Below are 23998 nucleotides of genomic sequence, written 5' to 3'. Positions count from 1 at the left end.
ACTCAAAAAACGACTTATAAAGCGCCAATAAGCGCCAATAAGCGTGAGCATTTTGCAACATCTATACTAAATTGTGTGCATAAAAAAAGCACCCTAAGGTGCTTTTTTTGCATGATACCAATTGTATTGGATTAGTAAGCAGTTATAGCGATAGAAAAACAACTCTATAACAAGGCAAAAATTTCACAGTGTAGTTATTCTACATAAGAAATTTTTAACGCCGTTATGGGCTTGTTTAGCTCGTTAGCATGCTTACGCTTTCAATATAATTGGTATTAGTTCATGCCGTATTTTTTAAGCTTTTTACGTAAAGTACCACGGTTGATACCTAGTAAAATTGCCGCACGAGTTTGGTTACCACGTGTGTATGTCATTACTTCTTCAAGTAATGGCGCTTCTAGCTCTGAAAGAACAAGGTCGTAAACGTCTTGCACATCTTGACCGTTAAGCTGCTTTAAATAGTGGTGAACAGCTTTTTTTACTGCATCACGCAATGGCTGCGGTTTCTCGTGTGACTGAACATGAGGGTTTGTGATAAATGGAGAAGTCACGTTTTGTTCGAACATTATTTAATCTCTTTCTTTCTTAGTTAGCTGCTAGTGTTTTAAAGTATTGCGTTAATGCGTCAACCTGTGCTTGTGGGTTGTCGAGCGCATTAAATACTCGCCTAAACTGACCGTCACTGTCATGGGTTTGCAAATACCAAGATACATGTTTTCGAGCGATTCGCGCTCCCATTGGCTCGCCGTAAAACGCATGGAGGTTATCTAAATGCTCCATTAAAATACTTCGCACCTCTGAAATAGCAGGTGGTGGTAAGTGTTCTCCAGTTCGCAAATAGTGGTCTATCTCCCTAAATATCCAAGGGCGACCTTGGGCGGCTCGGCCAATCATGATGGCATCTGCACCCGTATAGTCCAAAACCTGCTTTGCTTTTTCTGGAGATGTAATATCACCATTAGCAACCACAGGTATCGACACTGAGCGTTTTATATCCCTAATCGTGGCATATTCTGCTTCACCTTTGTACATACATGCGCGTGTACGCCCATGTACGGCAAGTGACGCAATGCCATAACGCTCAGCTATTCTCGCAATCTCTACACCATTACGGTTGTCCTGATCCCATCCTGTGCGGATTTTAAGTGTGACCGGGATATCAACAGCGTTAACCACTGCATCAACTATCTCTTCCACAAGTTCAGGAAACTGTAATAATGCAGAGCCTGCGAGTTTCTTGTTCACTTTTTTTGCTGGGCACCCCATATTGATATCTATGATCTGTGCACCGTTAGCAACATTGAATTGTGCGGCCTGCGCCATAAGCTCAGGATCAGCTCCTGCAATTTGCACCGCGCGTATACCCGACTCACCGCTGTGATCCATACGGTTCATCGATTTTTCAGTTTTCCAAACCTTCGGGTTTGACGATAACATTTCAGACACGGCCAAGCCTGCGCCTAAGCGGCGGCAAAGCTGTCTAAATGGTCTGTCTGTAATACCTGCCATTGGCGCGACTATTACATTATTCTCAAGTTGGTATGAACCGATACGCACTGTATTCAATAGGCCTCTTTTCAAGGGGCGCTAAGTTTACGGTTTTTTTAGGAAAAATCAAAGGCTATAAATTGAACAAAAGTGACTTTTTTTTGCCCTTTTCGTATTGACTTTTGATAACCGCATGACAAGTGGGTCGATTTGTTTGAAATTTAAACAAAAAATAATTTTGTGAAATTATGCGTGCTAATTTTCTAACTGTAAAAAAATAGTAAAGCCTGTTAAATACAGGCTTTACATGCAAGTTTTGAGTTAAAACTCTAAATTTATAAATGTATGCGGTTAGCTATTTTTTGTACCGCTTACACGGGTCCAATCACCCTCTAGTGCAATATCGTCAAGCTCAATAAAGGGTGCGTAAATATCGGCAACCGATTGGGCTTGTTCTTCTAATATGCCCGACATAGCAATTTTGCCACCCGGTTTAAGTAATCCCAAAATTACACTGTGAAGCTCACGCAGCGGCTGCGCTAAAATATTAGCGACTACAATATCAGCACTAAACTCAGGTTGGTTTTCTGGCAGGTATACCTCAAGCTTATCGGCTACGCCATTACGCTGTGCGTTATCTAAGCTTGCTTCAAGTGCTTGCGGGTCAATATCAATACCTATCATGCGCTCTGCGCCAAGTTTAATGGCTGCAATGCCTAAAATGCCCGAGCCACAACCAAAATCAACTACCGTTTTGCCGGTTAAATCTTGGCTTTCTAACCATTTAAGGCACAGTGCTGTTGTTGCATGCGTACCCGTACCAAACGCAAGGCCTGGGTCGAGCAATACATTGACTGCATCTGGGTCTGGAATGTCGCGCCAGCTTGGGCAGATCCACAGTTTTTCGCCGAACTGGATTGGGTGAAAGTTATCCATCCACTCACGTTCCCAGTCTTTATCTTCTAGTTGCTCAATTTTGTATACCAGTGTGTCTTTAATTTCATCATGACGCTTAAGTAAAGCAATTACCGCGTTCATATCATGATTGGCTTCAAATAGACCAATTACAGTGGTATCGGCCCAAAACTCAACGGTGCCAATTTTAGGCTCATAAATAGGCGTGTCTTTAGCGTCAATAAAAGTAACAGAGGCGCTGCCTGCTTCCATTAATAAGTCACTCACTGCATCTGCGGTAGCAGCATTGGCATTGATACGGATTTGGATCCAAGCCATGGTTGTTTCCTTTAAATAGAAAAAAGGCCGCTACAGCGGCCTTTTTAGTTTATATGAAGCGCTAAATTATTTAGCGTCTAAAAAGCTTTTTAGTAAATCAGAGCGAGAAGGGTGGCGTAATTTACGCAGTGCTTTCGCTTCTATCTGACGAATACGCTCACGTGTTACGTCAAACTGTTTACCTACTTCTTCTAAGGTGTGGTCGGTATTCATATCAATACCAAAGCGCATACGAAGTACTTTAGCTTCACGGGCTGTAAGGCCTGCTAGCACGTCGTTTGTTGCGCCACGAAGAGATTCCATTGTTGCCGAGTCGATTGGCGAATCAATAGTGGTATCTTCGATAAAGTCACCTAGGTGCGAATCTTCATCATCACCGATTGGTGTTTCCATCGAAATTGGCTCTTTGGCAATTTTAAGTACCTTACGGATTTTATCCTCAGGCATCATCATGCGTTCTGCTAATTCTTCAGGATTTGGCTCACGACCCATTTCTTGTAACATTTGACGAGAGATACGGTTAAGTTTATTAATCGTTTCTATCATATGTACTGGAATACGGATTGTTCTTGCTTGGTCAGCAATTGAGCGGGTAATCGCTTGGCGAATCCACCACGTAGCATAAGTCGAGAACTTATAACCACGGCGGTATTCAAACTTATCTACCGCTTTCATCAAGCCAATGTTACCTTCTTGGATTAAATCTAAGAACTGTAAACCACGGTTTGTGTATTTTTTAGCAATTGAGATTACAAGACGTAAGTTAGCTTCAACCATTTCTTTTTTCGCACGGCGCGCTTTTGCTTCACCAATGCTCATACGACGGTTAATGTCTTTAATACGCTCAATGCTTAAGCCTGTGCTTTCTTCAATTACACATAGCTTTTGGATGCAACGAATAATTTCAGGCTTCACTTCTTCAAGTTTAGCTGAATGTTTTTCGTTAGCATTTATTTCTAGGTCAAGCCACGCTGAGTCAGTTTCGTTATTAGCAAAGTGCTTAATAAACGTTTTCTTAGGTAGCTTAGCAATTTGTACCGCTTGTTTCATGATAAGGCGTTCTTGAATACGCACTCTATCCATCATTTCACGCATGTTGTTAACCATGCGATCAAACTGTTTTGGTACTAATTTAAAGGTTCTGAAAAGCTCGCCAATTTCAAAAATAGCGGCTTGAGAATCTGGGTGCGAACGCCCTTTTTCATCAAAGGTAGCGCGAGCTTTAACGTATAAATCACGTAAGTTTTCAAAGTGAATACGGGCTTCTTCTGGATCTGGGCCTGTATCTACTTCTTCTTCGTCTTCATCGTCATCGCTGTCTTTGTCATCTTCATTATCGTCTTCATCAAGTTGTTCTTCACTTAATTCAGAGCCAATGTGAGTTGCTGAGATTTGCGCTTCGTCTTCGTTAGGGTCGAAAAAGCCTGAAATAATGTCGCTTAAGCGCATTTCTTCTGCTTCAAACTTATCCCACTGTTCAAGTAGGTAAGTAATCGCTTCAGGGTATTCGGCAACAGAAATTTGTACCTGGTTGATACCTTCTTCAATACGCTTAGCGATTACAATTTCGCCTTCACGTGTAAGAAGTTCAACAGTTCCCATTTCACGCATATACATGCGCACTGGGTCAGTTGTACGGCCAATTTCTTTTTCTACAGTTGCAAGGGCTGCAGCAGCAGCTTCTGCTGCGTCTTCGTCTGTCGTGGTTTCTTGCATCATTAATTCATCAGCATCAGGCGCGTTTTCGCTAACCTTGATACCCATGTCATTAATCATGCTAATGATATCTTCTACTTGATCTGAGTCGATTATGTCTTGTGGAAGGTGATCATTTACTTCAGCAAAAGTTAAGTAGCCTTGCTCTTTACCTTTTTGAATCAGAAGTTTTAATTGTGACTGAGGAGTTGGATCCATAGAGATTGTTTCTTCCACTCTGATAAGTTGATACAACAGGCGTCATCATAGAGTTAGCCTTTTAACTAACTTTAATAATGTGACGCAGTGAATAGCACAGTATAACAGTTTAAATCAAGTCTGACTAGCTGTTACTCGCTTTTAGCGCTGTCATAAGTAAATGACATTCTAGTTTTTCATCACTTGATAAGCCCTGTGTCTTGTCCTTTATTAATAGGGTCTCTAGTCGATAATTTAAACACTGATCTTCAATAAATTTAAAAGTATTTTGAAAAACAGTCTCTAAACGCTCATCACTAATTTGGTGCTGCCATGTGGCAAGCTTTACTAGCGGTTCGTAATCTTCGGAATCTCTAAATGACTCGAGTAAAACCGCTGTGTTAGCATTGTCTTTTTGCAGTGCGCGCTCTTGTAAGCGCAGTAGCAAACCAATACCCGCTATGTTCATTTGCGCCAATTCTGGCAAATGGGGCACACTTTTAGCTAACTGTGGGTGCTGAATTAAAATACCAATAGCTTGGCGCATTGGGGTAATTTTAAATTTTCGTTCAACAGCGTGTTGTTGCTTTGGTGTTTTTAAGCGGCTATTTAGTTGCTCACGCGTACGGCCAATTAATCGTCCTAACTGCTCTAAAATATTTTCTTGGTAAAATTCACTCGGAATTTTTTCAATTAACGGCAAAGCTGCACTCAACAGCTTAGCTTTGCCTGAGTCGAGTGTTAGGTCTACTTCTTGGCTAAGCTTATTAAATAACACTTTGGTAAAATCATCTGCTTGGCTTAAGCGTTGCTCAAACTGTGTTTTACCTTCTTGCTGAACCAGTGAATCAGGGTCTTCGCCGTCAGGTAAAAATACAAAGTGTAATGCTTTGCCATCGTTTAAGTAGGGCAGGGCATTTTCTAGTGCTCGCCATGCCGCGTCGCGGCCAGCTCTGTCGCCATCGTAACAACAAATAACTTTGTCGGTGGTTCTAAATAGCGTATGCATATGCTCGCTTGTTGTTGCGGTACCAAGCGCAGCTACGGCATATTCAATACCTTGCTCTGCAAGTGCAACTACATCCATGTAACCTTCTACAATAAGTACATGTTCAAGCTTTTTATGTGCTTGTTTTGCCTCATAAAGGCCATATAGCTCAAAGCCTTTATGAAAAATGCGCGTCTCTGGTGAGTTGAGGTATTTTGGCCCTTGGTCGGCTTGCATTACACGCCCGCCAAAGGCAATAACACGGCCACGTTTATCACGAATAGGGAACATTAACCGATCGCGGAAAAAATCAAACTGCCTACCTGGTGTTTTTTCTGAGGCGAGCTTAAGCTCGACCAGCTGTTCTTTTTGCTCTTTTGTTCTGCCAAGTTGTTGGCACAGCGCTTCCCATTCGCTCGGCGCATAACCAATCATAAACTTTTTAACGGTTTCGCCACTTAAACCACGCCCTTTTACATAGTCAATCACCGCAGCAGAGTTACTGTGGTGCTTTAATTGATGCTGGTAAAAGCGTGCTGTGTGTAACATTAAATCGTAATCTGAGCGCTTTTGCGCTGCCGTGCGCTCAGGTGCTGAGCTAGTGCCTTTCTCGCGAGGTACGTCTAAATTTAAAAGGCTTGCGAGCTCTTCTATGGCATCAACAAATTCAAGCTTGTCGTATTCCATAACAAACGAAATAGCGTTGCCATTAGCACCACAGCCAAAGCAGTGGTAAAACTGTTTATCTTGAGAAACAGTAAACGAGGGGGATTTTTCGTTATGGAAAGGGCAGCAAGCTTGGTAGTCTTTGCCTGCTTTTTTAAGACCAACTTTAGAGTCTATTAGCTCTACAATATCTGTTCTGGCGAGTAAATCGTCAATAAAATTTCGTGGGATCTTTCCAGCCATGTTTTGTAAGTAGTCCTAACAATTGGTGAGGTGTAATTTCAACACAATGCGCGCATTTATAAAAGGGGTATCGGTAAGCTAAAAAGCTACATTATATCCATGGGCAATAATACTTAATCATTTTTAGGTGCTAAACCTGACGCTAACAGCGTGCAAAGCTAGGATATTGAAGGTAGAGCAGTGCAGGCGCAGTAAGTGATAGCCCTAAATAACCCATTTTACCTAGCCTTCGATGTGCTTTTGTAGCTACACAATAAATCACTTAATTACATGCACGAGCATTACTTAAAAGCGTTTTGTTTGTCTACTTAAACGAAGAAACCGAGCACTAGGCTCGGTTTGCTTTAATCATACTTTGTGTATGTGGGAGTATTAGGCTGTTAATCGTTGCTTAATTAAACCAGAAAGCTTGCCCATATCGGCACGTCCTTCGGCTTTGCTTTTGATTATGCCCATTACTTTACCCATGTCTTGCATACCTGCTGCATTAGTATCAGCAATAGCCGCATCAATAAGGGCAACTATTTCTTCTTCACTCAATTGTTGAGGTAAAAAAGTTTCTAGTGCTGCGATCTCATTGGCTTCAATTTCGGCTAAATCTTCACGCCCAGCATCTTTGTACTGAGTGTAAGAATCACGACGTTGTTTAACAAGCTTCACTATAACGGAGGTAATACCTGCGTCGTCTAGTGTTATTTGCTCGTCAATCTCACGTTGCTTGATTGCGGCAAGCACCATGCGAATAGGGTTAAGACGTTGTTTGTCTTTCGCTCTCATCGCATCTTTTTGCGCATCTTTTAGCGTTATTAAAAGGCTCATTTATACAAGACCTAATACTATTAGTATAATTTAACGCGACGTGCGTTATCGCGAGAAAGCTTCTTCATGTGACGCTTAACCGCTGCAGCTTTTTTACGCTTACGCTCAGCTGTTGGCTTTTCATAGTGCTCGCGACGACGAACTTCTGAAAGGATACCTGCTTTTTCACATGAACGCTTGAAGCGACGAAGTGCTACGTCAAACGGTTCGTTCTCTCTTACTTTAATTACTGGCATTAAAAATTCACCTACCTAAATTATGAGCGTTGCTCAAGTTGATCAAACATTGATCAAGTGGTTCAAAAATGGTGCGGTATTGTAATCCGAAGCAACACCACATGTAAAGGATAATATTAACAGAAATGCAGCGGCTTAAATAGTGTTAATTTGGCTGGCGTTGGTATAGCCTGCAGAATACTTGCCCTGCTTTTTTTTCTTTAATTAACAGCCAGTTATCTGGTTGTGAAAAGCTGCTTAGTTCGGTTTCTACCTCAACATAAATGAGCGCGTCTTCGCTAAGCCATTGGTTATTTTCTAATAAATCACAGCTACTCTGCGCTAAGTTTTTACGAAATGGTGGGTCAACAAAAACTAAATTAAATGGTGAATTTGTATTCTTTTGCTCTAAATATGAGAGTGAATTAGTGTGTTTTACCTGTGCATTTTCAAGCTTTAAGGTACTAATATTTTGCTCAATTTGCTTAGCAGCCGAGGCATCTAGTTCGATAAACGTGGTGCTTTTAGCAAACCGAGAAAGCGCTTCAAAGCCAAGCCCGCCAGAGCCTGCAAAGCAATCGAGTACTGTTGCATCGCGCGTATCTTGCATTAACCAATTAAACACGGTTTCTTTAATGCGGTCTGTTGTTGGGCGTAGCCCTTCTACATTTTTTACCGGCAGTTTACGGCCACGAAATTGCCCGCTGATTACTCTAATAAAGCCGTCAGTAGATTTGCTAATTGCTTTATTTTTCGTTGTTTTTTTTCTCATTTAGGTCACTAAAAAATGGTATAAGGGATCTAGCTCAGATAATATTGTGCGTAGTTTACGTTTAGCTTCATTTTTCAACCGCATTAAAAGTGTTACTATTTAGCACTTACGTTTTGAACGGTTGTTTGGCCGGCACGCTTTGCTGAGCCACACCAAGCTATTTCAAATTTTAGTTTATCAGATTTTTATAAGTGGTTATTAGCAAGTATGGCAAAAAAAAGTAAATTCATGTCTTGGCTCGGTTTTGGTAAGTCAGATAAAAAACAAGCAGAAGCTGATAAACAACAGGCATTAGCTCAGCAACAAGAAGCTGAGCGCTTAGCGGCAGAAAAGGCCGAAGCAGAGCGTGAAGAACAAGCGCGTATTGCTGCTGAAAAAGCACAAGCAGAGCGTTTAGCAATTGAAAAGGCTAATGCAGAGTTGCTTGCAAAAGAGCAAGCCGAAGCACAGGCGCAACAACAAGCACAAGCTGCACGTTTAGCTGAGCAAGAAGCGCAAATGCGTTTAGAGCAAGAGCGCATGGCTGCACAGCGAGCTGAGCAACAACGTTTAGACACAGAGCGCGAGCAAGCTGAGCAAGATGAAAAATTAGCAATTGAAAAAGCCAACGCTGAGTTGCTTGCGAAAGAGCAAGCTGAAGCACAGGTACAACAACAAGCACAAGCCGCTCGTTTAGCAGAGCAAGAAGCGCAAATGCGTTTAGAGCAAGAGCGTGTTGCAGCAGAAAAAGCTGAAGCTGAGCGTTTAGAACAAGAGCGTATTGCACAAGAACAGGCAGAAGCTGAACGTGCAGAGCAAGAACGTATTGCTGCAGAAAAAGCAGAAGCTGATCGCTTAGAACAAGAGCGTATTGCCGCAGAGCAAGCAGAAGCTGAACGTTTAGAGCAAGAGCGTATTGCCGCAGAGCAAGCAGAAGTTGAACGTGCAGAGCAAGAGCGTATTGCTGCAGAAGCAGAAGCTGAGCGTTTAGAGCAACAACGAATTGCCGCAGAGCAAGCAGAAGCTGAACGTGTAGAGCAAGAGCGTATTGCAGCAGAGCAAGCAGAGGCCGAGCGTTTAGAGCAACAGCGAATTGCCGCCGAGCAAGCAGAAGCTGAGCGTTTAGAGCAACAGCGTATTGCAGCAGAGCAAGCAGAGGCTGAACGCTTAGAACAAGAGCGTATTGCACAAGAACAGGCAGAAGCTGAACGTGCAGAGCAAGAACGTATTGCAGCAGAGGCCGAAGCTGATCGTTTAGAGCAAGAGCGCATTACGGCAGAGCTTGCAAAAGAAGAAGCTAAACTTGCCGAAAAGCCTAAAAAAGAAGGCTTTTTTTCACGTCTTAAAAAAGGGTTATTAAAAACCCGTGTAAATATAGGCTCTGGCTTTGCATCTATTTTTAGTGGTAAAAAAATAGACGATGATTTATTTGAAGATTTAGAAACACAGCTTCTTACCGCCGATTTAGGTGTTGATACCACCATGAAGCTGATTGATAGCCTTACTGATGCCGCAGATCGCAAGCAGCTTAAAGATGGCGATGCGCTTTATGACTTAATGAAGCAAGAAATGGCCGCAATGCTTAAAACAGCTGAGCAACCGCTTGAGATACGTGCTGATAAAAAACCATTTGTTATATTAATGGTCGGTGTAAACGGCGTAGGTAAAACGACAACCATTGGTAAGTTAGCTAAGCAATTTCAAAATGAAGGTAAGTCGGTTATGTTGGCCGCAGGTGATACCTTTCGTGCAGCAGCCGTAGAGCAGCTGCAAGTGTGGGGCGAGCGTAACAGCATTCCTGTTATTGCCCAGCACACTGGTGCAGATAGTGCCTCGGTGGTGTTTGATGCATTTCAAGCCGCTAAAGCGCGTAATGTAGATGTATTAATTGCCGATACAGCAGGGCGCTTGCAAAATAAAGACAACTTAATGCAAGAGCTTGAAAAAATAGCCCGCGTAATGAAGAAAATTGACCCCGATGCACCGCATGAAGTTATGCTAACCATTGATGCGGGTACAGGTCAAAATGCAATTAGCCAAGTAAACTTATTTAATCAATGTGTTGGTTTAACCGGTATTACCCTCTCAAAACTTGATGGTACTGCTAAAGGTGGGGTTATATTTGCGGTTGCAGATAAGTTTAATATTCCTATTCGTTACATTGGTGTTGGCGAAGGTATTGATGATTTACGCGCATTTAAAAGCGATGACTTTATTGACGCTTTATTTAGCCAAGATGAGGATGACGCTTAATACATAAAAGGGAGCTTGCTCCCTTTTTTGGTCTGTTTATCTTTTGAGATTAAACATGCGCTGCCCTTTGGGCTATTTCTTTTTATTGCTAGGTTTTACTTAGTCCTCTGGGCTATAAACCTTGCGCCGCGATTAAATAGCCTCTAGGTAGAGCAAATTTCAATCCTGAAAGGTCAACAGGCCCTAGCTAAGGAATTCCATTTTACTAATTTGGGACTGGCATAATAAAAAATGATAAATTTTCAGCAAGTAAGTAAAACCTATCCGGGTGGGCATCGCGCTCTCGAAAAAGTTACATTTCATATTAAGCCTGGCGAACTGGCTTTTTTAACAGGCCACAGTGGTGCGGGTAAAAGTACCTTATTAAAGCTCATTAGCTTAATGGAGCGCCCCTCTGCAGGCAACGTGCTAATTAATGGTGTTGATTTAAATAAAGTTAATTCTCGGCAAATTCCTTATGCGCGCCGCGATATTGGTATTATTTTTCAAAATCATCGATTGTTAGAGCGTTACACTGTGTTTGATAACGTTGCACTGCCGTTGATTATTGAAGGCACTCATCATAAACAAATCGCTAAACGAGTTCATGGTGCGCTAGATAAAGTAGGGCTGTTAGATAAAGTTAAATGCCATCCTTCTACACTCTCTGGTGGTGAGCAGCAACGCGTAGGTATTGCCAGAGCGATTGTAAATTCTCCGCCTATTTTATTAGCTGATGAACCAACGGGTAACCTTGACCCCGAGCTCTCTATGGAAATATTAAGGCTATTTGAAGATTTTAATAAACATGGTACGACAGTACTTATAGCAACACACGACCTTGGTCTGGTGTCGCGTTTAAAATACCGTAGCCTGACTTTAAAAGATGGCCGTATGCTTGAAGACCCACTTGCGGAGGGCACGCTGTGAGCTTGTTATTTAAAGGACGCCAAAACTCAAACGACAAACAAAAAAAATCAGCCATAGCTGGCGGTTATTTTTTTATTATTAATATTTTTCGCCAAGGGGTGCACAGTTTAGGTGAAATGTGGCGTACGCCACTTGCATCATTAATGACAATTGCTGTACTTGGGCTAAGTTTAACATTGCCTGCAACGCTGTATTTAGTCGTAAAAAATGTACAGCAAGTCAGTAGCGGGTTTGAAGAGGCCAGTGAAATATCGCTTTTTGTAAAAGAAAGTATGAGCGAGCAAGAAACACAAACCTTAGTAAAGCGTTTAGCACTTTACGCCGAGGTAGAAAGTGTTGAATTTATTTCTAAGCAGCAAGCACTAACAGAATTTAAAGATGTGTCGGGGTTTGGGCAAGCTTTAGAATACCTAGATAGCAACCCACTACCCGATGTTGTATTAGTGACACCTACTAAGCGGCATCGCCAGCCTAATGCGGCTAAAGCGCTGCTTACAAAGCTTGAGAACGAGCGCGAAGTAGATTTTGGTAAGCTTGATATTGCTTGGCTTGAGCGTCTAAATGCATTATTAGACTTATTAAAAGAAAGCGTTATCACAATTGCTTTATTACTTCTTACCTCTGTCACGCTTATTATTGGTAATACAATTCGTTTATCTATTATGGATAAAAAAGAAGAAATACAAGTAATGAAGTTAGTAGGTGCTACCAATACATTTATACATGCTCCGTTTTTGTGGACCGGCATTTGGTATGGCGTTATAGGGGGCTTGTTTGCATTTATTTGTATTGCCTTAATGATGTGGTGGTTAACTAGCGCAGTAAGCAGCGTTGCAGGCGTGTATCAAACAAGCTTTTCGTTAATTGGTTTAACGCTTAATGAGTTTGGCGCATTAGTATTACTAGCAACCAGCTTAGGTTTTATTGGTTCTTACTTATCGGTTAACCGATATATTAAAGAAATTGAGCCTGATAAAGTATGAGTACGGCTGCTAATGGCTGACTCAAAAATGTCATGTTTGTATATTATTATCCTCAAATGAGATTAGTTGTAAATGCGCTGTTACGCTTGCGCTAATCTCTTGCAATCCCTTAGTTCATCACTTATTCAGTCGCATGTAGTAGACTTAACATACACTAAAAAACCGCTTGATTTACGCTTAAAAAAAGTTTTAAATTGGGGTTAGCACTCTTAGATAAAGAGTGCTAAGATGGTTTCAAATGTTTATCACCGAGGTGAAAAATGAGTAAAGATTTATACGCAATGGCACTTACAGTTGGGCAACAAAGCGCAAGCATGGACGGCTACCTTCAAGCGGTTAGCACAATTCCTATGCTTAAGGCTGAGCAAGAGAAAGAGCTAGCAACACGACTTCAAGAAGAAGGCGATCTTAGTGCTGCAAAGCAACTCATTATGTCGCATTTACGCTTTGTAGCACATATTGCTAAAAGCTACTCGGGTTATGGTTTACCGCAAGCCGACTTAATCCAAGAGGGCAATATAGGCCTGATGAAAGCGGTTAAGCGTTTCGACCCAAGTGTGGGTGTACGTTTAGTGTCTTTCGCTGTTCATTGGATTAAAGCAGAAATTCATGAGTTTGTGCTTAAAAACTGGCGCATCGTAAAAGTTGCGACCACTAAAGCGCAACGTAAATTGTTTTTTAATCTTCGTAAAAACAAAAAACGTTTAGGTTGGTTTAACCAAGCTGAAGTAAGCACTGTAGCGAATGAGCTAGGTGTGAGTGAAAAAGAAGTTCGTGAAATGGAATCGCGCATGAGCGGCCAAGACATGGGCTTTGACTTAACGGGCGACGATAACGACGACGCGCCAACAAGTACATATTCACCAGTACAATATTTAACAGACGGCTCAGCTGATTTAGCTGACGATATTGAGCAGCAACAATGGCAAGAGCAGTCACATACTCGTTTATTTAGCGCGCTTAAAACGCTAGACGAACGCTCACAAGACATTGTAAGTGCACGCTGGTTGTCTGATGACAAAGCAACACTACAAGAGCTTGCTGAAAAATACAGTGTATCTGCTGAGCGTGTTCGCCAGCTAGAAAAAACAGCGATGAAAAAGCTGCAAAGTGCTATGAGCTAATAGCGCAAAAATAGTAAAACTTAAAAAGCCCTGCATTAATATGCGGGGCTTTTGCTTTGTGGCTATAAGTATTTTAATCAACGTTTTAGCTATTAATATTGCTTTTATTAGCTTAGTTGTATGGCTTAAATATATTTAAAATACCGCCTAAAGCTACCTAGCGTTGATCCCTTTACCTTGCGCCTGCGCTAATTGTATGTATTTTTTATGCACTAGTTGCGATACCGGAACTAACTCAAAGCCTTGCTCGGTGAGCTCAGGTAGCGCTTGGCGTAAAAAGTCGATGGTTTCTGGGTAGGGGTGGGCAATCGCTATGGCAAAGTGATGTTTAGTCGCTTTATATTTTAGCTCATCCAGCCTTTGCTGCAGTTGCTCATGCGTGGTTATATTGTCTAAAAACACATGGCGGCCAATATTTTCAACCCCGATAAAATTTGCCGCATTTTGCGCTTGGCTTAAGTCGGTAGTACGGCTATCTAAAAAGAATAAATTACGTTTTTTAAGTACTTCCATAGTCCACTTCATGGCTTGGCTTTGTTGAGTGAGTGCCGACCCCATATGGTTATTAACCCCTTTTACTTGCGGTAAGCTTGCCAATGCAGTGCCTAAAGTTTTTTGTAGCTGTTCTTTATCCATATTTACGGTGAGCCCGCCAGGGCCGAGTGCTTTACCGTTTAAGGCTTGCATAGGTACATGCAATAAAAGCTCTTTATTTGCTTGGCTGGCAAGCGTGGCAAAAATTTGAGAGTAGGGTGTGTGGGGCAAAATTGAATACGACAATTGCCCTGGTAAGGTAAGAAATTCTAAATCTCGCTGATGATAGCCAATATCATCAATTACGATGGCTATTTGCTTTGCCCAAGCAGTGCTAGATACAAAGCAGATAGCCAACAACAGCCATTTTATTATTTTCACGTTTATAGTTTTTATTATCTTTTTAACTTATTAAGGGTATTTTTTAATCTCAGCGCCCGGTAATAAAGCTATCTCAGCAGCCATTTTTAGCGCTAACTGCCTTGAATTTACTTAAAATTTATAGCTAAAGAATAGCAGAATCTAATAGTGTTAATATTTATTCTGTTATTAAATCGCTTACCTAGAGTTTAGATTATTTACTATTGCATGCTAAGTAATTGCTTAGCTTTTACTAACTGCAAGTCGCCCAGTATTTCATGTTCAAATTGTGGTGCATTTTTGTTCTGCTCATTTTTTATTATAACGGCTTTATTTGATTGTGGAAGGGTTGCTTGCGCAATTGCTACATCGGGGGTAACTCCTACGCCTTCAATCGATACGCCCGCAGGTGTAAAGTACTTAGCAGTTGTTAATTTTAGCGCTGTATTACCATCACCAAGTGGGATCAAAGATTGCACCGAGCCTTTGCCATAAGACTGATTACCAACCACTGTAGCACGCTTATTATCTTTTAAAGCAGCGGCGAGTATTTCAGCCGCAGAGGCCGAATTTTCATTAATAAGCACCACAATAGGCAAGCCTTTTAGTATGTCACCTCGTTTAGCGTAGTAGGCTTGATTAGCGTCGTAATAGCGTCCTTTAGTGGTGACTATAGTGCCGCTTTGTAAAAATAGATCCGCAACCGCCACTGCACTTTGTAAAGTACCACCTGGGTTGTCACGTAAATCAATGACTAACCCTTTAAGGGGCGTGCGATAGTCATTTTTAAGTGCAGCTACCTGCAGCGCCACTTCATGTAAGGTGTGATTAGAAAAATTATTTATGGCTAAATACCCAGTGCCTGAGTCGAGTAATTGGCTAGTGGCGCTTTCTAAGTTTATTTCTTTGCGATTTACCGCAAAGCTAATTGGTTGCTGCTGCCCTGCGCGTTTTATTGTTAGTTTAACCGCGTTAAAGCGGGTATCTTTTATCAACGCGGCTACTTGCTCTAAGCTACGTGTTTGCGTGTTTGTATCATTAACACTAACTATAATATCGCCCGCTAAAATACCGGCCTTTTTGGCTGGGGAGTTTTTAACTACGCCGACAATAGTAATATCACTGTCAATGTCTTTCACTTCAATGCCCACGCCAGTGTAATGGCCATTTGTATTGTTAAACAAAGCGTCTAAGTCATTTTCATTGAGGTATTTAGAATAAGGGTCTAGCTGGTCGAGTAAAATTTCTACTTGCTGATTATTAAAGGCACCCTGCGCACCTTTTGAAAGTGATAAGTCATCAACATAATAGGCTTTAATGTTGAAGAGTATTTCAGAAATTTGCTGACTTTTAAGATCTTTAACTGAGCTGGCAAGTAATGAATTACTAAAACAAAAAATAGCAATACAGGTTAATGCGCACAATAAAAACGAATAGTGCGTACGGGAAGAGGGAAATGAGCGTGTTTGTGGTATTTTTTGAGTCATCAGCTGCTCCTAATGCGGTGCAGCTGTTTTATTCACTTAAATACGTCTGCACCATTTAACAGGATTTACTGCGCGTCCTTTGTGGCGTATTTCAAAGTATAGACCAGAACTCGACTGTCCGCCGCTTTGACCTACTAATGCCAGCGTTTCGCCTTCTCGAACCATGTCGCCTACATCTTTTAATAATGTTTGCGCATGGCCGTATAGGCTCATAAAGCCCTCACCATGATCAACCACAATAACCCAGCCAAAGCCTTTAAGCCAATCAGCAAAAACAACTTGGCCATTATTAATGCTGTTTACATTAGTGCCTTCTTTTGCACCAATTAATACGCCTTTCCAGTCTATGCCACCATGTTTGCGCTGACCAAATGTGTGTTTTAGCTTTCCTTTGCTGGGCCAATTAAGCTTGCCTTTACTTTTATTAAGGCCGAGTAATTCAATTTTTTGAGTCTTCTCTTGCTCAAGTTCTTCAATGGTGGTGATTAATGTTTGCTCGTTGTCTTTTAAGTAATTAATCGAGCTTTTAGTGCTATTAAGCTGTGCTTGTAAGTTTTTAAGGTTAGTTTGGCGCTCGCTTTGGGCATTTACTAGCGCGCTTTGGCGTCTTTTTTGTTCTTCAAATAAGGCGGCTAATTTTTGTTTGGTTTTGGCAAGTGCGGCTTGGTTTTCTGCAATTTGTTGTTGTAGTACTTTAAGCTCTTCAATTTGTTCTATGCGCGCTTTATTTAAATAGTTGTAATAGCTTAAGGTACGCTCAAATTTAGCTGTGTCTTGCTGATTTAAAAGCATTTTGGGGTAGTCGTCGCCCCCAGCCATGTAAGCACTTTTTAGCTGGGCGGCTAAAATGGCTTGAAATTGCGCGTGTTGCGCTTTTAATTGCTGTGCTTTGTGTTGCTGCGTTTGTTGTTTTTGCTCGGTTTCTTTTACTGATTGCTCAGCCATATTGAGGGCTTTGGCATTTTTAGCTATTTCTAGCTCGTGTTTTTTTAAGTTTTTTTGCAGTGCGGCAATTTTTTTTCGCTGTGCGTTGTACTCTGCTTGGCTTTGTTCTAATGCAGATTGCACTTCAGATAGGTCTTTTTTAGTGCGGCTTTCGTTAGCGGTTGCAGGGGCAACCACTAACGAAACCAATACAAATGTATAAACACTAAACCAATTTACTGGTTTGCTCATGTGTTATTTCAACGTCATGATTGGCGTGCCGGTCATTTCGCTTGGTTGCTCCATGCCCATAAGGTGTAGCATAGTAGGTGCTACATCACTTAATGCTTTGCCTTCACTTGGCGTTGCATCGCGTCCTACATAAATAAATGGCACTGGCTCGCTAGTGTGAGCGGTATGAGCTTGGCCCGTGGCAGTATTTGCCATTTGCTCTGCATTACCGTGATCGGCTGTGATAAGTGCTTCACCGCCAAACTCATCTAGCGCTTCTACCACGCGGCCTATACATGCATCAACAGCTTCACAGGCTTTAACCGCGGCTTCAAACACACCAGAGTGACCCACCATATCGCCATTCGGGTAATTACAAATAATGGCATCAAACTTACCGCTTTTAATAGCTTCAATAAGTTTGTCGGTTAGCATTTCTGAATTCATTTCTGGCTGAAGGTCGTAAGTGGCAACCTGTGGAGAAGGAATTAATTCGCGTGATTCGCCTTCAAATTCATCTTCGCGTCCGCCACTAAAGAAAAAAGTAACATGAGCGTATTTTTCTGTTTCAGAAATACGTAGCTGCGTTTTGCCATTTTTTTCAAGCCATTCACCTAATACGTTTACCAATGGCGTAGGGCCAAATGCGACAGGGGCATCAATATCGGCTGAGTATTCTGTCATCATTACAAATGCGCTTAACTGTGGTGATTTTTTCTTTTCGAACCCATCAAAGCCTGGCTCTACAAAGGCACGGGTAATTTCACGGGCACGGTCGGCTCTAAAATTAGCAAAGATGATGGTGTCGCCATCATTAATTTGTGCTGCTTCAGTGCCTTGTGGCGTAATGGTGGTTGGTGCTACAAACTCATCGTTTTCGTCGCGCTCATAGGCGGCTTCTAATGCCGATACACCATCAGCATAATTAAATTCGCCTTCACCTAATGCCATTACATTGTAGGCTTTTTCTACACGGTTCCAACGGTTGTCTCTGTCCATGGCGTAATAACGGCCCACAAGAGACGCTAAGCGGCCACAATTTAGCTCGGCAAATAAGGCTTCTATACGCTCTATTGATGCTTTAGCACTGCGTGGTGGTGTATCACGGCCATCTAAAAAGCCATGAAAATATACTTCTTTTGCACCGCGTTTAGCGGCTAATTGAATACTTGCGACAATATGATCTTCGTGGCTGTGAACACCACCTGGGCTTAATAAACCCATAATATGCACGGCTTTGCCTGCAGCGACTGCTTTATCGATGTTTTCAACAAGTGCAGGAGTTGAGTCAAATTCGCCATCGTTGATTGCTTTGGTAATGCGAGTAAAGTCTTGATAAACAACACGACCAGCACCTAAATTTACGTGGCCTACTTCTGAGTTACCCATTTGCCCTTCAGGTAAGCCTACATCTAAACCTGAGCCTGAAATTAATGTGCGTGGACGGGTTGCCCATAGGTTGTCTAAAACGGGGGTGTTGGCTGCAAGAATCGCATTGCTTTGCTCATCTTCGCGGTATCCCCAACCGTCTAAAATCATTAATACCAGTGGTTTTTTATGCTCTGTCATAATAGCTCCTGAAAATTAGCACCTGTTGATGGGCACTGTGCACCGAAAAGGTTATCTGGTTAGTTTTAGCATACCGTGTTTTAGCGCCAGAATCAGCACTGAGAACAAGATATTAAATTTTTTACTTACTTTCATATATGGGGTGCTTTATGAGTTTTTAAAGCGCAGCAAACTCGCATTTTAACTTGGTTTGGGTATACTTGCGTGGCTAAAGTACAAAATACCTAGAATATTAGGGCGTGTTGCACTTTGGTGGCTGAATTTGCAGCAGTATGTTTGGTTTTTAGGTAAGGCAGAGTCTATGAAGTGTGGTTACTCCCCATAATATAGGCGATAACGTAGCATAAATACCAAACATGCGCTGCCCGTTGGGTTCTTTCTAGGGGCTATTACCTTTTGTTGCCTACATGGATGTAGGTAAGGGGCGTGAGCAGGACGCGGAAGCTTTGCTCAGTTTTTACTTAGCCCACTAGGTTACAAATCTCGCGCCGCGATTTAATCGCCCCTAGATTGAACAAATTTCAATCCACAAAGGCCAACACGCTCTAGGTTTAGAACATAATTTCATAGTGGAAGTAGAATGGATCAATATATTGAATTTATTACAAATCATCCTATTTTAAGCCTAGCTTGGGTTGGTCTTGTATTCCTTATTGTAAGCGGCTGGATAAAGAGCAAGTTTTCAGCAGTGAGAGAAATAAACCCACAGCAATTAACACTTCTTATTAATCGTGAAGATGGCAAAGTAGTTGATATTCGTGCTCAAAAAGAATTTAACGCAGGTCGTATTGCGGGTGCTGAACACTTAAGCCCTGAAAAAGCAAAACAATCTGACTTTTCAAGCCTTGAAAAGCACAAGAGCAAACCCATTATACTAGTATGTGCCACAGGCATGACTGCTCAAGGTATTGCTAATGCAATGCATAAAGCAGGCTTTGAATCGGTTTATGTATTATCAGGTGGTATGGGGTCGTGGCAATCTGCCAGCCTTCCAACTACAACAGGTCGCTAATCAGTTTAGTAGTACCGATAGAGGATTTATTATGAGTAATGTTGTTTTATACACCAAAGCGTACTGTCCATTTTGCCAACGTGCTCTTGCACTTTTAAACAGTAAAGGCGTTGAGTACACAAATATTGATATTGGTGTTCAACCAGAGCTTCGCGATGAAATGATTGCTAAAGCAGGTGGTGCAAGCACAGTACCGCAAATTTTTATTAATGATGAACATATCGGTGGCTGCGACGACATGATGGCTATTGAAGCGCAAGGTAAACTTGACGCTAAGCTAAATGCTTAATTTTAATTATAAAAACTAACACGTAGGAAGCACAATGAACGAAGAAAATCAAAACGCAGCAGCACAAGAAGGTGGCGCACAATTTACTATTCAACGTATTTACACTAAAGATGTATCGTTTGAAACGCCTAACTCGCCTGCGATTTTTCAAAAAGAATGGACGCCAGAAGTGAAGCTAGACCTAGACACGCGCTCTAATAAGCTAGACGAAGGTGTGTTTGAAGTGGTTTTAGCACTAACGGTTACTGCTTCTATTGGTGAAGAAACTGCGTTTTTATGTGAAATTCAGCAAGCCGGTATTTTTACAGTTGGTGAGCTTGAAGAAGTACAACTAGCACATATGCTAGGTGCATACTGCCCTAACGTGTTATTCCCATACGCGCGTGAAGCCGTATCTAATCTTGTTAACCGTGGTACTTTCCCACAGCTTAACCTTGCGCCAGTGAACTTTGATGCGTTATTTGCACAATACATGCAACAACGTACTGCGCAAGCTGAGCAGGTTTCAGCAGACGCATAATTTATGAGTACAGCAACTTCAGCTGTTACTGTATTAGGAGCGGGGTCTTACGGCACCGCTCTTGCTATTTGCTTAGCCCGAAATGGTCACCAAGTGACACTTTGGGGTCGCAATAGCGACGACGTTGCCACGCTTGCAGCTGAGCGGAAAAATCAACGTTACCTTCCTGATGTACCATTCCCCGACACTCTTTTATTACAAGCCGATTTACAACAAGCCTTAGCCAACAGTGCCATTGTACTTGTGGTTGTGCCAAGCCATGCCTTTGCAGATACATTGCAGCAAATTAAACCTGCGCTGGTTGACGGTGCGCAAGTTGCGTGGGCAACAAAAGGGCTTGAGCCAAATACTGGTCGCTTGTTACAAGAGGTTGCCCTGCAGGAACTAGGTGATGAGATGCCGCTTGCGGTTTTATCAGGGCCAACCTTTGCAAAAGAAATGGCAATGGGGCTACCTACTGCGATATCGGTGTCGTCTACCTCAACGGAGTTTGCGCAACAACTTGCAGATTTACTCCATTGTGGGCGCTCGTTCCGCGTGTACAACAACGATGACTTTATTGGCATTCAGTTAGGTGGCGCGGTTAAAAACGTAATAGCCATTGGTGCTGGTATGTCTGATGGGGTGGGCTTTGGTGCTAATGCACGTACTGCACTGATCACTCGCGGCTTAGCTGAGCTAACGCGCTTAGGGTGTGCCTTAGGTGCAAAGCAAGAAACCTTTATGGGGATGGCTGGACTTGGCGATTTAATCTTAACATGTACCGACAATCAATCGCGCAACCGTCGCTTTGGTTTGGCATTAGGTAAGGGTGAAGGGGTTGATGCTGCTATTGAGTCTATCGGGCAAGTTGTTGAAGGCTTTAGAAACACAAAAGAAGTGTATTTATTAGCACAACGCGCCGGTGTAGAAATGCCTATTACTGAGCAAATTTATAAAGTACTTTATGAAAATAAAGATATGAAAGAAGCCGCCATGGCACTATTAGGCCGAGAGCAGCGCGCTGAATAAATGAGCATATAATGCCCATTTTATTAAAAGCATGAACATGCTTTGCTATTAAAAAACCGACGCTGTGTCGGTTTTTTATTGTTTGGTACAAGGTGCTTATTGCGCGTTAGGAAAGCCTAGCTGGCGCCATGATTCATAAACAAATACTGCCACAGCGTTAGATAGGTTCATACTACGGCTATTGGGCTGCATAGGAATGCGCACACGCTGATCGTTAGGCAGCGCTTGAATCATCTCATCGGGGAGGCCGCGAGTTTCTGGCCCAAAAACCAAGCAATCACCTGCTTGATAACTGGCTTCGTGATGAAACTGGCTGCCTTTAGTAGTGCATGCATACACTTTTTTAGGTTGGCACTTTTCAAGGTAGGCTTCAAACGAGGCATGGCGCTGTACGTTACTAAACTCGTGGTAATCTAGCCCGGCACGTTTTACTCGCTTATCGTCCCACTCAAAACCTAATGGCTCAATTAAATGCAATGAGTAACCTGTGTTTGCACACAAGCGTATGATATTTCCAGTATTTGGTGGGATTTCAGGTTGATATAAAACGATATCCAGCATAATGCGCCTTTCTATTAATCTATAATTTGACGAGTGGCAGTATACACGAAACCGGTAAAAAAAATGATATACTCGCGCCATTGAATACCGCAAGTAGTGAATATTAACGTGCATCACCGTAGTTACGAATTTTGGGTTAAAACATCAAGCATAGTTACCATGGTTATGGTTAGCTTAATGATAGCCGCTAAAACCTGGGCGTGGTTGGCATCGGGTTCAGCTTCTATGCTTGGCTCATTAACCGATTCATTAATGGATATTACCGCCACGGCCATGAGCTTTTTAGTGCTAGGGTATGCACTGCGCCCTGCAGATGACGATCACCGTTTTGGTCATGGCAAAGCAGAAGCCCTAGCCGGACTTGGCCAGGCTGCGTTTATAGCAGGGTCGGGGTGCTTATTGGCGTTTCACGGTATTGAGCGATTATTTAACCCAATTGTGCTTAGTCATTCACTGTTAGGTGTGTGGGTGAGTATATTTGCTATTGCTTGTACGTTAGTGATTGTGTTTTTTCAGATCAAAGTGGTTAAGCATACCGAATCCATCGCGATTAAAGCAGACTCGGTGCATTACAAAGGGGATTTAATTTTAAATGCGGCGGTATTACTTGCTATTTTGCTCTCGTATTATGGGGTGTTATACGCAGACCCGCTGTTTGCCATAGGCGTTGCCGGTTACTTACTTTATAACAGTTGGGATATTGCGTGTGAGAGTGCCGATCATCTAATGGATAAAGAACTCCCAGATGATGAAAAGCAAAGTATTTTAGATATTGCTAACGCACATAAAGATGTACACGGTGTACATGATATCCGCACTCGCCAAGGCGGTAAAATTAAGTTTATGCAAATGCACTTAGAGCTTGATGACCATTTAAGTTTAATACGTGCCCACAATGTGGCTGACGATGTAGAAAAGGCGCTTGCCGAGCGCTTTGACTCTGAGGTTGATATTTTAATTCATCTAGATCCGCTTTCGGTGGTACCTAAGTATCAAACGAAGAACAAAACTGATACAAGCGCATAAGCACAGGTTTTCTAATTTCGTCGCGTTCAAACAATAACTCGTGTTTAGCCCCTGCAAAGCTTTTCAGCTCGGCATTAGGGAGCCTATTTACGAGCTTTTGTTGCGCGTTGTTATCAACCACTTCATCGTTTTGTGCGCTGGCAATAAAAATAGGGAGGTTGATTGTGTGGGTATCCACGGCAGACATAAAAGCAAAGCTTGCATTTAACCAGCCATATGTAACGCCGCCTAACTGTAAAAGTGGCTGTTGTTGATAAGTGAGCCTAAATAGGTTGTACCGCACTTGGCTGCTGGTTAAGGTATTAAGCGCAAATTCTTCTGGGTTGTAATCGTTTTGCCCTAGCGCATAACTGTAGCCAAAACCGAGCTTTGTGGCGGCACTGGCTATAAATTTAGCTACCGGTTTAGGAATACCTTTAGTGTAAATATCAAACATGGGCGCAGACAAAAACGCGCCGCTGAAAGTATGCGGGTAATTTGCAAAATAATCGTACGCTATAGCGCCGCCCATAGAGTGGGCTAATAATATTTTTTTGCCTTGCCAGTGCTTATTTACAATATGTTGGTTAAATAAATCTAAGTCGGCACTGTAATCACTAAAGCGTTTTACATAACCCTTATGCTTATTTTTTAACGGTCGATACGAGCGGCCTTGCCCTTGGTGGTCGGCTATAAATACCGCATAGTTATTAGTGTAAAGCTCCCACAGCAGCTCTTTGTATTTTTCAAGCCCTTCTATGCGCCCAGAGCTAATTACTATGGCTGTGTTAGCTGTTTCTGGCACTGCGTAAGCAAAAAACAGTTTACCTTCAGATGCATTAAAATAGTTTTTATTAAGTACATTTTCGTAAAAGTGATTAATGCGTACTTGGTTATTTTCAAGCGCTGATTCGGTACTGTAAAACATGC

At 42.1% G+C, this 23998-nt stretch carries 23 protein-coding genes; 9 read left to right on the top strand and 14 right to left on the bottom strand.

Annotation, left to right across the window (positions count from 1 at the left end; all coding sequences use genetic code 11):
- Window positions 1-275: 275 nt before the first annotated feature.
- The 8 genes from fis to rsmD form a co-directional block, all read right to left on the bottom strand.
- Window positions 276-566, bottom strand: coding sequence for a DNA-binding transcriptional regulator Fis (fis, locus tag VOI46_RS14670; RefSeq protein ID WP_002957804.1), 291 nt, complete (start codon window positions 564-566; stop codon window positions 276-278).
- A gap of 19 nt (window positions 567-585) precedes the next feature.
- Window positions 586-1557 carry a tRNA dihydrouridine synthase DusB gene (gene dusB, locus VOI46_RS14665; protein WP_004588630.1) on the bottom strand — a complete coding sequence of 324 codons (972 nt, stop codon included), beginning with the start codon at window positions 1555-1557 and terminating at the stop codon, window positions 586-588.
- A gap of 282 nt (window positions 1558-1839) precedes the next feature.
- Window positions 1840-2721 (bottom strand): 50S ribosomal protein L11 methyltransferase, encoded by an 882-nt coding sequence (prmA, locus tag VOI46_RS14660; RefSeq protein ID WP_004588629.1) that lies wholly within the window; start codon window positions 2719-2721, stop codon window positions 1840-1842.
- A 66-nt stretch (window positions 2722-2787) separates the two neighbouring features.
- On the bottom strand, window positions 2788-4635 hold the full coding sequence (rpoD, locus tag VOI46_RS14655; protein WP_004588628.1) for an RNA polymerase sigma factor RpoD: 1848 nt from the start codon (window positions 4633-4635) through the stop codon (window positions 2788-2790).
- Window positions 4636-4759: 124 nt separating this feature from the next.
- Window positions 4760-6511, bottom strand: a complete 1752-nt coding sequence (dnaG, locus tag VOI46_RS14650) for a DNA primase (RefSeq protein WP_004588627.1) — start codon at window positions 6509-6511, stop codon at window positions 4760-4762.
- Window positions 6512-6883: 372 nt separating this feature from the next.
- Window positions 6884-7330 carry a GatB/YqeY domain-containing protein gene (locus tag VOI46_RS14645; protein WP_004588626.1) on the bottom strand — a complete coding sequence of 149 codons (447 nt, stop codon included), beginning with the start codon at window positions 7328-7330 and terminating at the stop codon, window positions 6884-6886.
- Between the two features lie 20 nt (window positions 7331-7350).
- Window positions 7351-7566, bottom strand: coding sequence for a 30S ribosomal protein S21 (gene rpsU / locus VOI46_RS14640; protein WP_002957797.1), 216 nt, complete (start codon window positions 7564-7566; stop codon window positions 7351-7353).
- A gap of 145 nt (window positions 7567-7711) precedes the next feature.
- Entirely contained in the window at window positions 7712-8317 is a 606-nt protein-coding gene (gene rsmD, locus VOI46_RS14635; RefSeq protein ID WP_004588625.1) for a 16S rRNA (guanine(966)-N(2))-methyltransferase RsmD, read from the bottom strand.
- Window positions 8318-8524: 207 nt separating this feature from the next.
- Between rsmD and ftsY the strand changes: the two genes are divergently transcribed.
- The 4 genes from ftsY (at window position 8525) to rpoH (ending at window position 13565) form a co-directional block, all read left to right on the top strand.
- Complete coding sequence (ftsY, locus tag VOI46_RS14630) at window positions 8525-10549, top strand: signal recognition particle-docking protein FtsY (RefSeq protein ID WP_004588624.1); 2025 nt, start codon at window positions 8525-8527, stop codon at window positions 10547-10549.
- A gap of 231 nt (window positions 10550-10780) precedes the next feature.
- Entirely contained in the window at window positions 10781-11458 is a 678-nt protein-coding gene (gene ftsE / locus VOI46_RS14625; protein WP_004588623.1) for a cell division ATP-binding protein FtsE, read from the top strand.
- A complete protein-coding gene (gene ftsX, locus VOI46_RS14620) occupies window positions 11455-12441 on the top strand; it encodes a permease-like cell division protein FtsX (protein WP_004588622.1) in 987 nt (328 codons plus the stop codon). The genes ftsE and ftsX overlap by 4 nt, the downstream gene beginning before the upstream one ends.
- A 260-nt stretch (window positions 12442-12701) precedes the next feature.
- Window positions 12702-13565: an RNA polymerase sigma factor RpoH gene (rpoH, locus tag VOI46_RS14615; RefSeq protein WP_004588621.1), complete on the top strand. Its 864-nt coding sequence runs from the start codon at window positions 12702-12704 to the stop codon at window positions 13563-13565.
- A 153-nt stretch (window positions 13566-13718) separates the two neighbouring features.
- Here rpoH and VOI46_RS14610 read toward each other — a convergent pair whose 3' ends face one another.
- The 4 genes from VOI46_RS14610 to gpmM form a co-directional block, all read right to left on the bottom strand.
- Complete coding sequence (locus VOI46_RS14610; RefSeq protein WP_004588620.1) at window positions 13719-14480, bottom strand: divergent polysaccharide deacetylase family protein; 762 nt, start codon at window positions 14478-14480, stop codon at window positions 13719-13721.
- A 200-nt stretch (window positions 14481-14680) separates the two neighbouring features.
- Complete coding sequence (locus tag VOI46_RS14605; protein ID WP_004588619.1) at window positions 14681-15946, bottom strand: S41 family peptidase; 1266 nt, start codon at window positions 15944-15946, stop codon at window positions 14681-14683.
- 36 nt (window positions 15947-15982) lie between these two features.
- Window positions 15983-17122, bottom strand: a complete 1140-nt coding sequence (locus tag VOI46_RS14600; RefSeq protein WP_004588618.1) for a peptidoglycan DD-metalloendopeptidase family protein — start codon at window positions 17120-17122, stop codon at window positions 15983-15985.
- A 3-nt stretch (window positions 17123-17125) separates the two neighbouring features.
- On the bottom strand, window positions 17126-18670 hold the full coding sequence (gene gpmM / locus VOI46_RS14595) for a 2,3-bisphosphoglycerate-independent phosphoglycerate mutase (RefSeq protein WP_004588617.1): 1545 nt from the start codon (window positions 18668-18670) through the stop codon (window positions 17126-17128).
- 580 nt (window positions 18671-19250) lie between these two features.
- On the opposite strand from gpmM, the gene VOI46_RS14590 reads away from it, so the two are divergent.
- The 4 genes from VOI46_RS14590 to gpsA are packed head-to-tail and all read left to right on the top strand — an operon-like array spanning window position 19251 to window position 21502.
- Window positions 19251-19682 carry a rhodanese-like domain-containing protein gene (locus VOI46_RS14590; protein ID WP_004588616.1) on the top strand — a complete coding sequence of 144 codons (432 nt, stop codon included), beginning with the start codon at window positions 19251-19253 and terminating at the stop codon, window positions 19680-19682.
- Window positions 19683-19713: 31 nt separating this feature from the next.
- Window positions 19714-19971: a glutaredoxin 3 gene (gene grxC / locus VOI46_RS14585; protein WP_004588615.1), complete on the top strand. Its 258-nt coding sequence runs from the start codon at window positions 19714-19716 to the stop codon at window positions 19969-19971.
- Window positions 19972-20005: 34 nt separating this feature from the next.
- A complete protein-coding gene (secB, locus tag VOI46_RS14580) occupies window positions 20006-20491 on the top strand; it encodes a protein-export chaperone SecB (protein WP_004588614.1) in 486 nt (161 codons plus the stop codon).
- Between the two features lie 3 nt (window positions 20492-20494).
- Window positions 20495-21502, top strand: coding sequence for an NAD(P)H-dependent glycerol-3-phosphate dehydrogenase (gpsA, locus tag VOI46_RS14575; RefSeq protein ID WP_324738084.1), 1008 nt, complete (start codon window positions 20495-20497; stop codon window positions 21500-21502).
- A 96-nt stretch (window positions 21503-21598) separates the two neighbouring features.
- Here the strand turns inward: gpsA and trmL are convergent, their stop codons facing one another.
- Window positions 21599-22063 carry a tRNA (uridine(34)/cytosine(34)/5-carboxymethylaminomethyluridine(34)-2'-O)-methyltransferase TrmL gene (gene trmL / locus VOI46_RS14570; protein WP_004588612.1) on the bottom strand — a complete coding sequence of 155 codons (465 nt, stop codon included), beginning with the start codon at window positions 22061-22063 and terminating at the stop codon, window positions 21599-21601.
- A gap of 108 nt (window positions 22064-22171) precedes the next feature.
- On the opposite strand from trmL, the gene VOI46_RS14565 reads away from it, so the two are divergent.
- Entirely contained in the window at window positions 22172-23089 is a 918-nt protein-coding gene (locus VOI46_RS14565) for a cation diffusion facilitator family transporter (protein WP_029773365.1), read from the top strand.
- Here VOI46_RS14565 and VOI46_RS14560 read toward each other — a convergent pair.
- Window positions 23049-23996: an alpha/beta fold hydrolase gene (locus tag VOI46_RS14560; RefSeq protein WP_324738083.1), complete on the bottom strand. Its 948-nt coding sequence runs from the start codon at window positions 23994-23996 to the stop codon at window positions 23049-23051. The genes VOI46_RS14565 and VOI46_RS14560 overlap by 41 nt on opposite strands.
- Between the last annotated feature and the right edge of the window lie 2 nt (window positions 23997-23998).

This window comes from Pseudoalteromonas sp. CuT4-3 (genome assembly GCF_035666335.1).
Classification (GTDB): Bacteria; Pseudomonadota; Gammaproteobacteria; order Enterobacterales; family Alteromonadaceae; genus Pseudoalteromonas; species Pseudoalteromonas atlantica.
Note: the sequence above shows the minus strand (reverse complement) of the source record. Positions and strands in the feature narration are given on the sequence as shown.

Bases quoted from the DNA above. Each gene is read 5' to 3' on its own strand.
- fis (WP_002957804.1), bottom strand. From the start codon at position 566: ATGTTCGAACAAAACGTGACTTCTCCATTTATCACAAACCCTCATGTT.
- prmA (WP_004588629.1), bottom strand. From the start codon at position 2,721: ATGGCTTGGATCCAAATCCGTATCAATGCCAATGCTGCTACCGCAGAT.
- rpoD (WP_004588628.1), bottom strand. From the start codon at position 4,635: ATGGATCCAACTCCTCAGTCACAATTAAAACTTCTGATTCAAAAAGGT.
- dnaG (WP_004588627.1), bottom strand. From the start codon at position 6,511: ATGGCTGGAAAGATCCCACGAAATTTTATTGACGATTTACTCGCCAGA.
- VOI46_RS14645 (WP_004588626.1), bottom strand. From the start codon at position 7,330: ATGAGCCTTTTAATAACGCTAAAAGATGCGCAAAAAGATGCGATGAGA.
- rpsU (WP_002957797.1), bottom strand. From the start codon at position 7,566: ATGCCAGTAATTAAAGTAAGAGAGAACGAACCGTTTGACGTAGCACTT.
- rsmD (WP_004588625.1), bottom strand. From the start codon at position 8,317: ATGAGAAAAAAAACAACGAAAAATAAAGCAATTAGCAAATCTACTGAC.
- ftsY (WP_004588624.1), top strand. From the start codon at position 8,525: ATGGCAAAAAAAAGTAAATTCATGTCTTGGCTCGGTTTTGGTAAGTCA.
- ftsE (WP_004588623.1), top strand. From the start codon at position 10,781: ATGATAAATTTTCAGCAAGTAAGTAAAACCTATCCGGGTGGGCATCGC.
- rpoH (WP_004588621.1), top strand. From the start codon at position 12,702: ATGAGTAAAGATTTATACGCAATGGCACTTACAGTTGGGCAACAAAGC.
- VOI46_RS14605 (WP_004588619.1), bottom strand. From the start codon at position 15,946: ATGACTCAAAAAATACCACAAACACGCTCATTTCCCTCTTCCCGTACG.
- VOI46_RS14600 (WP_004588618.1), bottom strand. From the start codon at position 17,122: ATGAGCAAACCAGTAAATTGGTTTAGTGTTTATACATTTGTATTGGTT.
- gpmM (WP_004588617.1), bottom strand. From the start codon at position 18,670: ATGACAGAGCATAAAAAACCACTGGTATTAATGATTTTAGACGGTTGG.
- VOI46_RS14590 (WP_004588616.1), top strand. From the start codon at position 19,251: ATGGATCAATATATTGAATTTATTACAAATCATCCTATTTTAAGCCTA.
- grxC (WP_004588615.1), top strand. From the start codon at position 19,714: ATGAGTAATGTTGTTTTATACACCAAAGCGTACTGTCCATTTTGCCAA.
- secB (WP_004588614.1), top strand. From the start codon at position 20,006: ATGAACGAAGAAAATCAAAACGCAGCAGCACAAGAAGGTGGCGCACAA.
- gpsA (WP_324738084.1), top strand. From the start codon at position 20,495: ATGAGTACAGCAACTTCAGCTGTTACTGTATTAGGAGCGGGGTCTTAC.
- trmL (WP_004588612.1), bottom strand. From the start codon at position 22,063: ATGCTGGATATCGTTTTATATCAACCTGAAATCCCACCAAATACTGGA.
- VOI46_RS14560 (WP_324738083.1), bottom strand. From the start codon at position 23,996: ATGTTTTACAGTACCGAATCAGCGCTTGAAAATAACCAAGTACGCATT.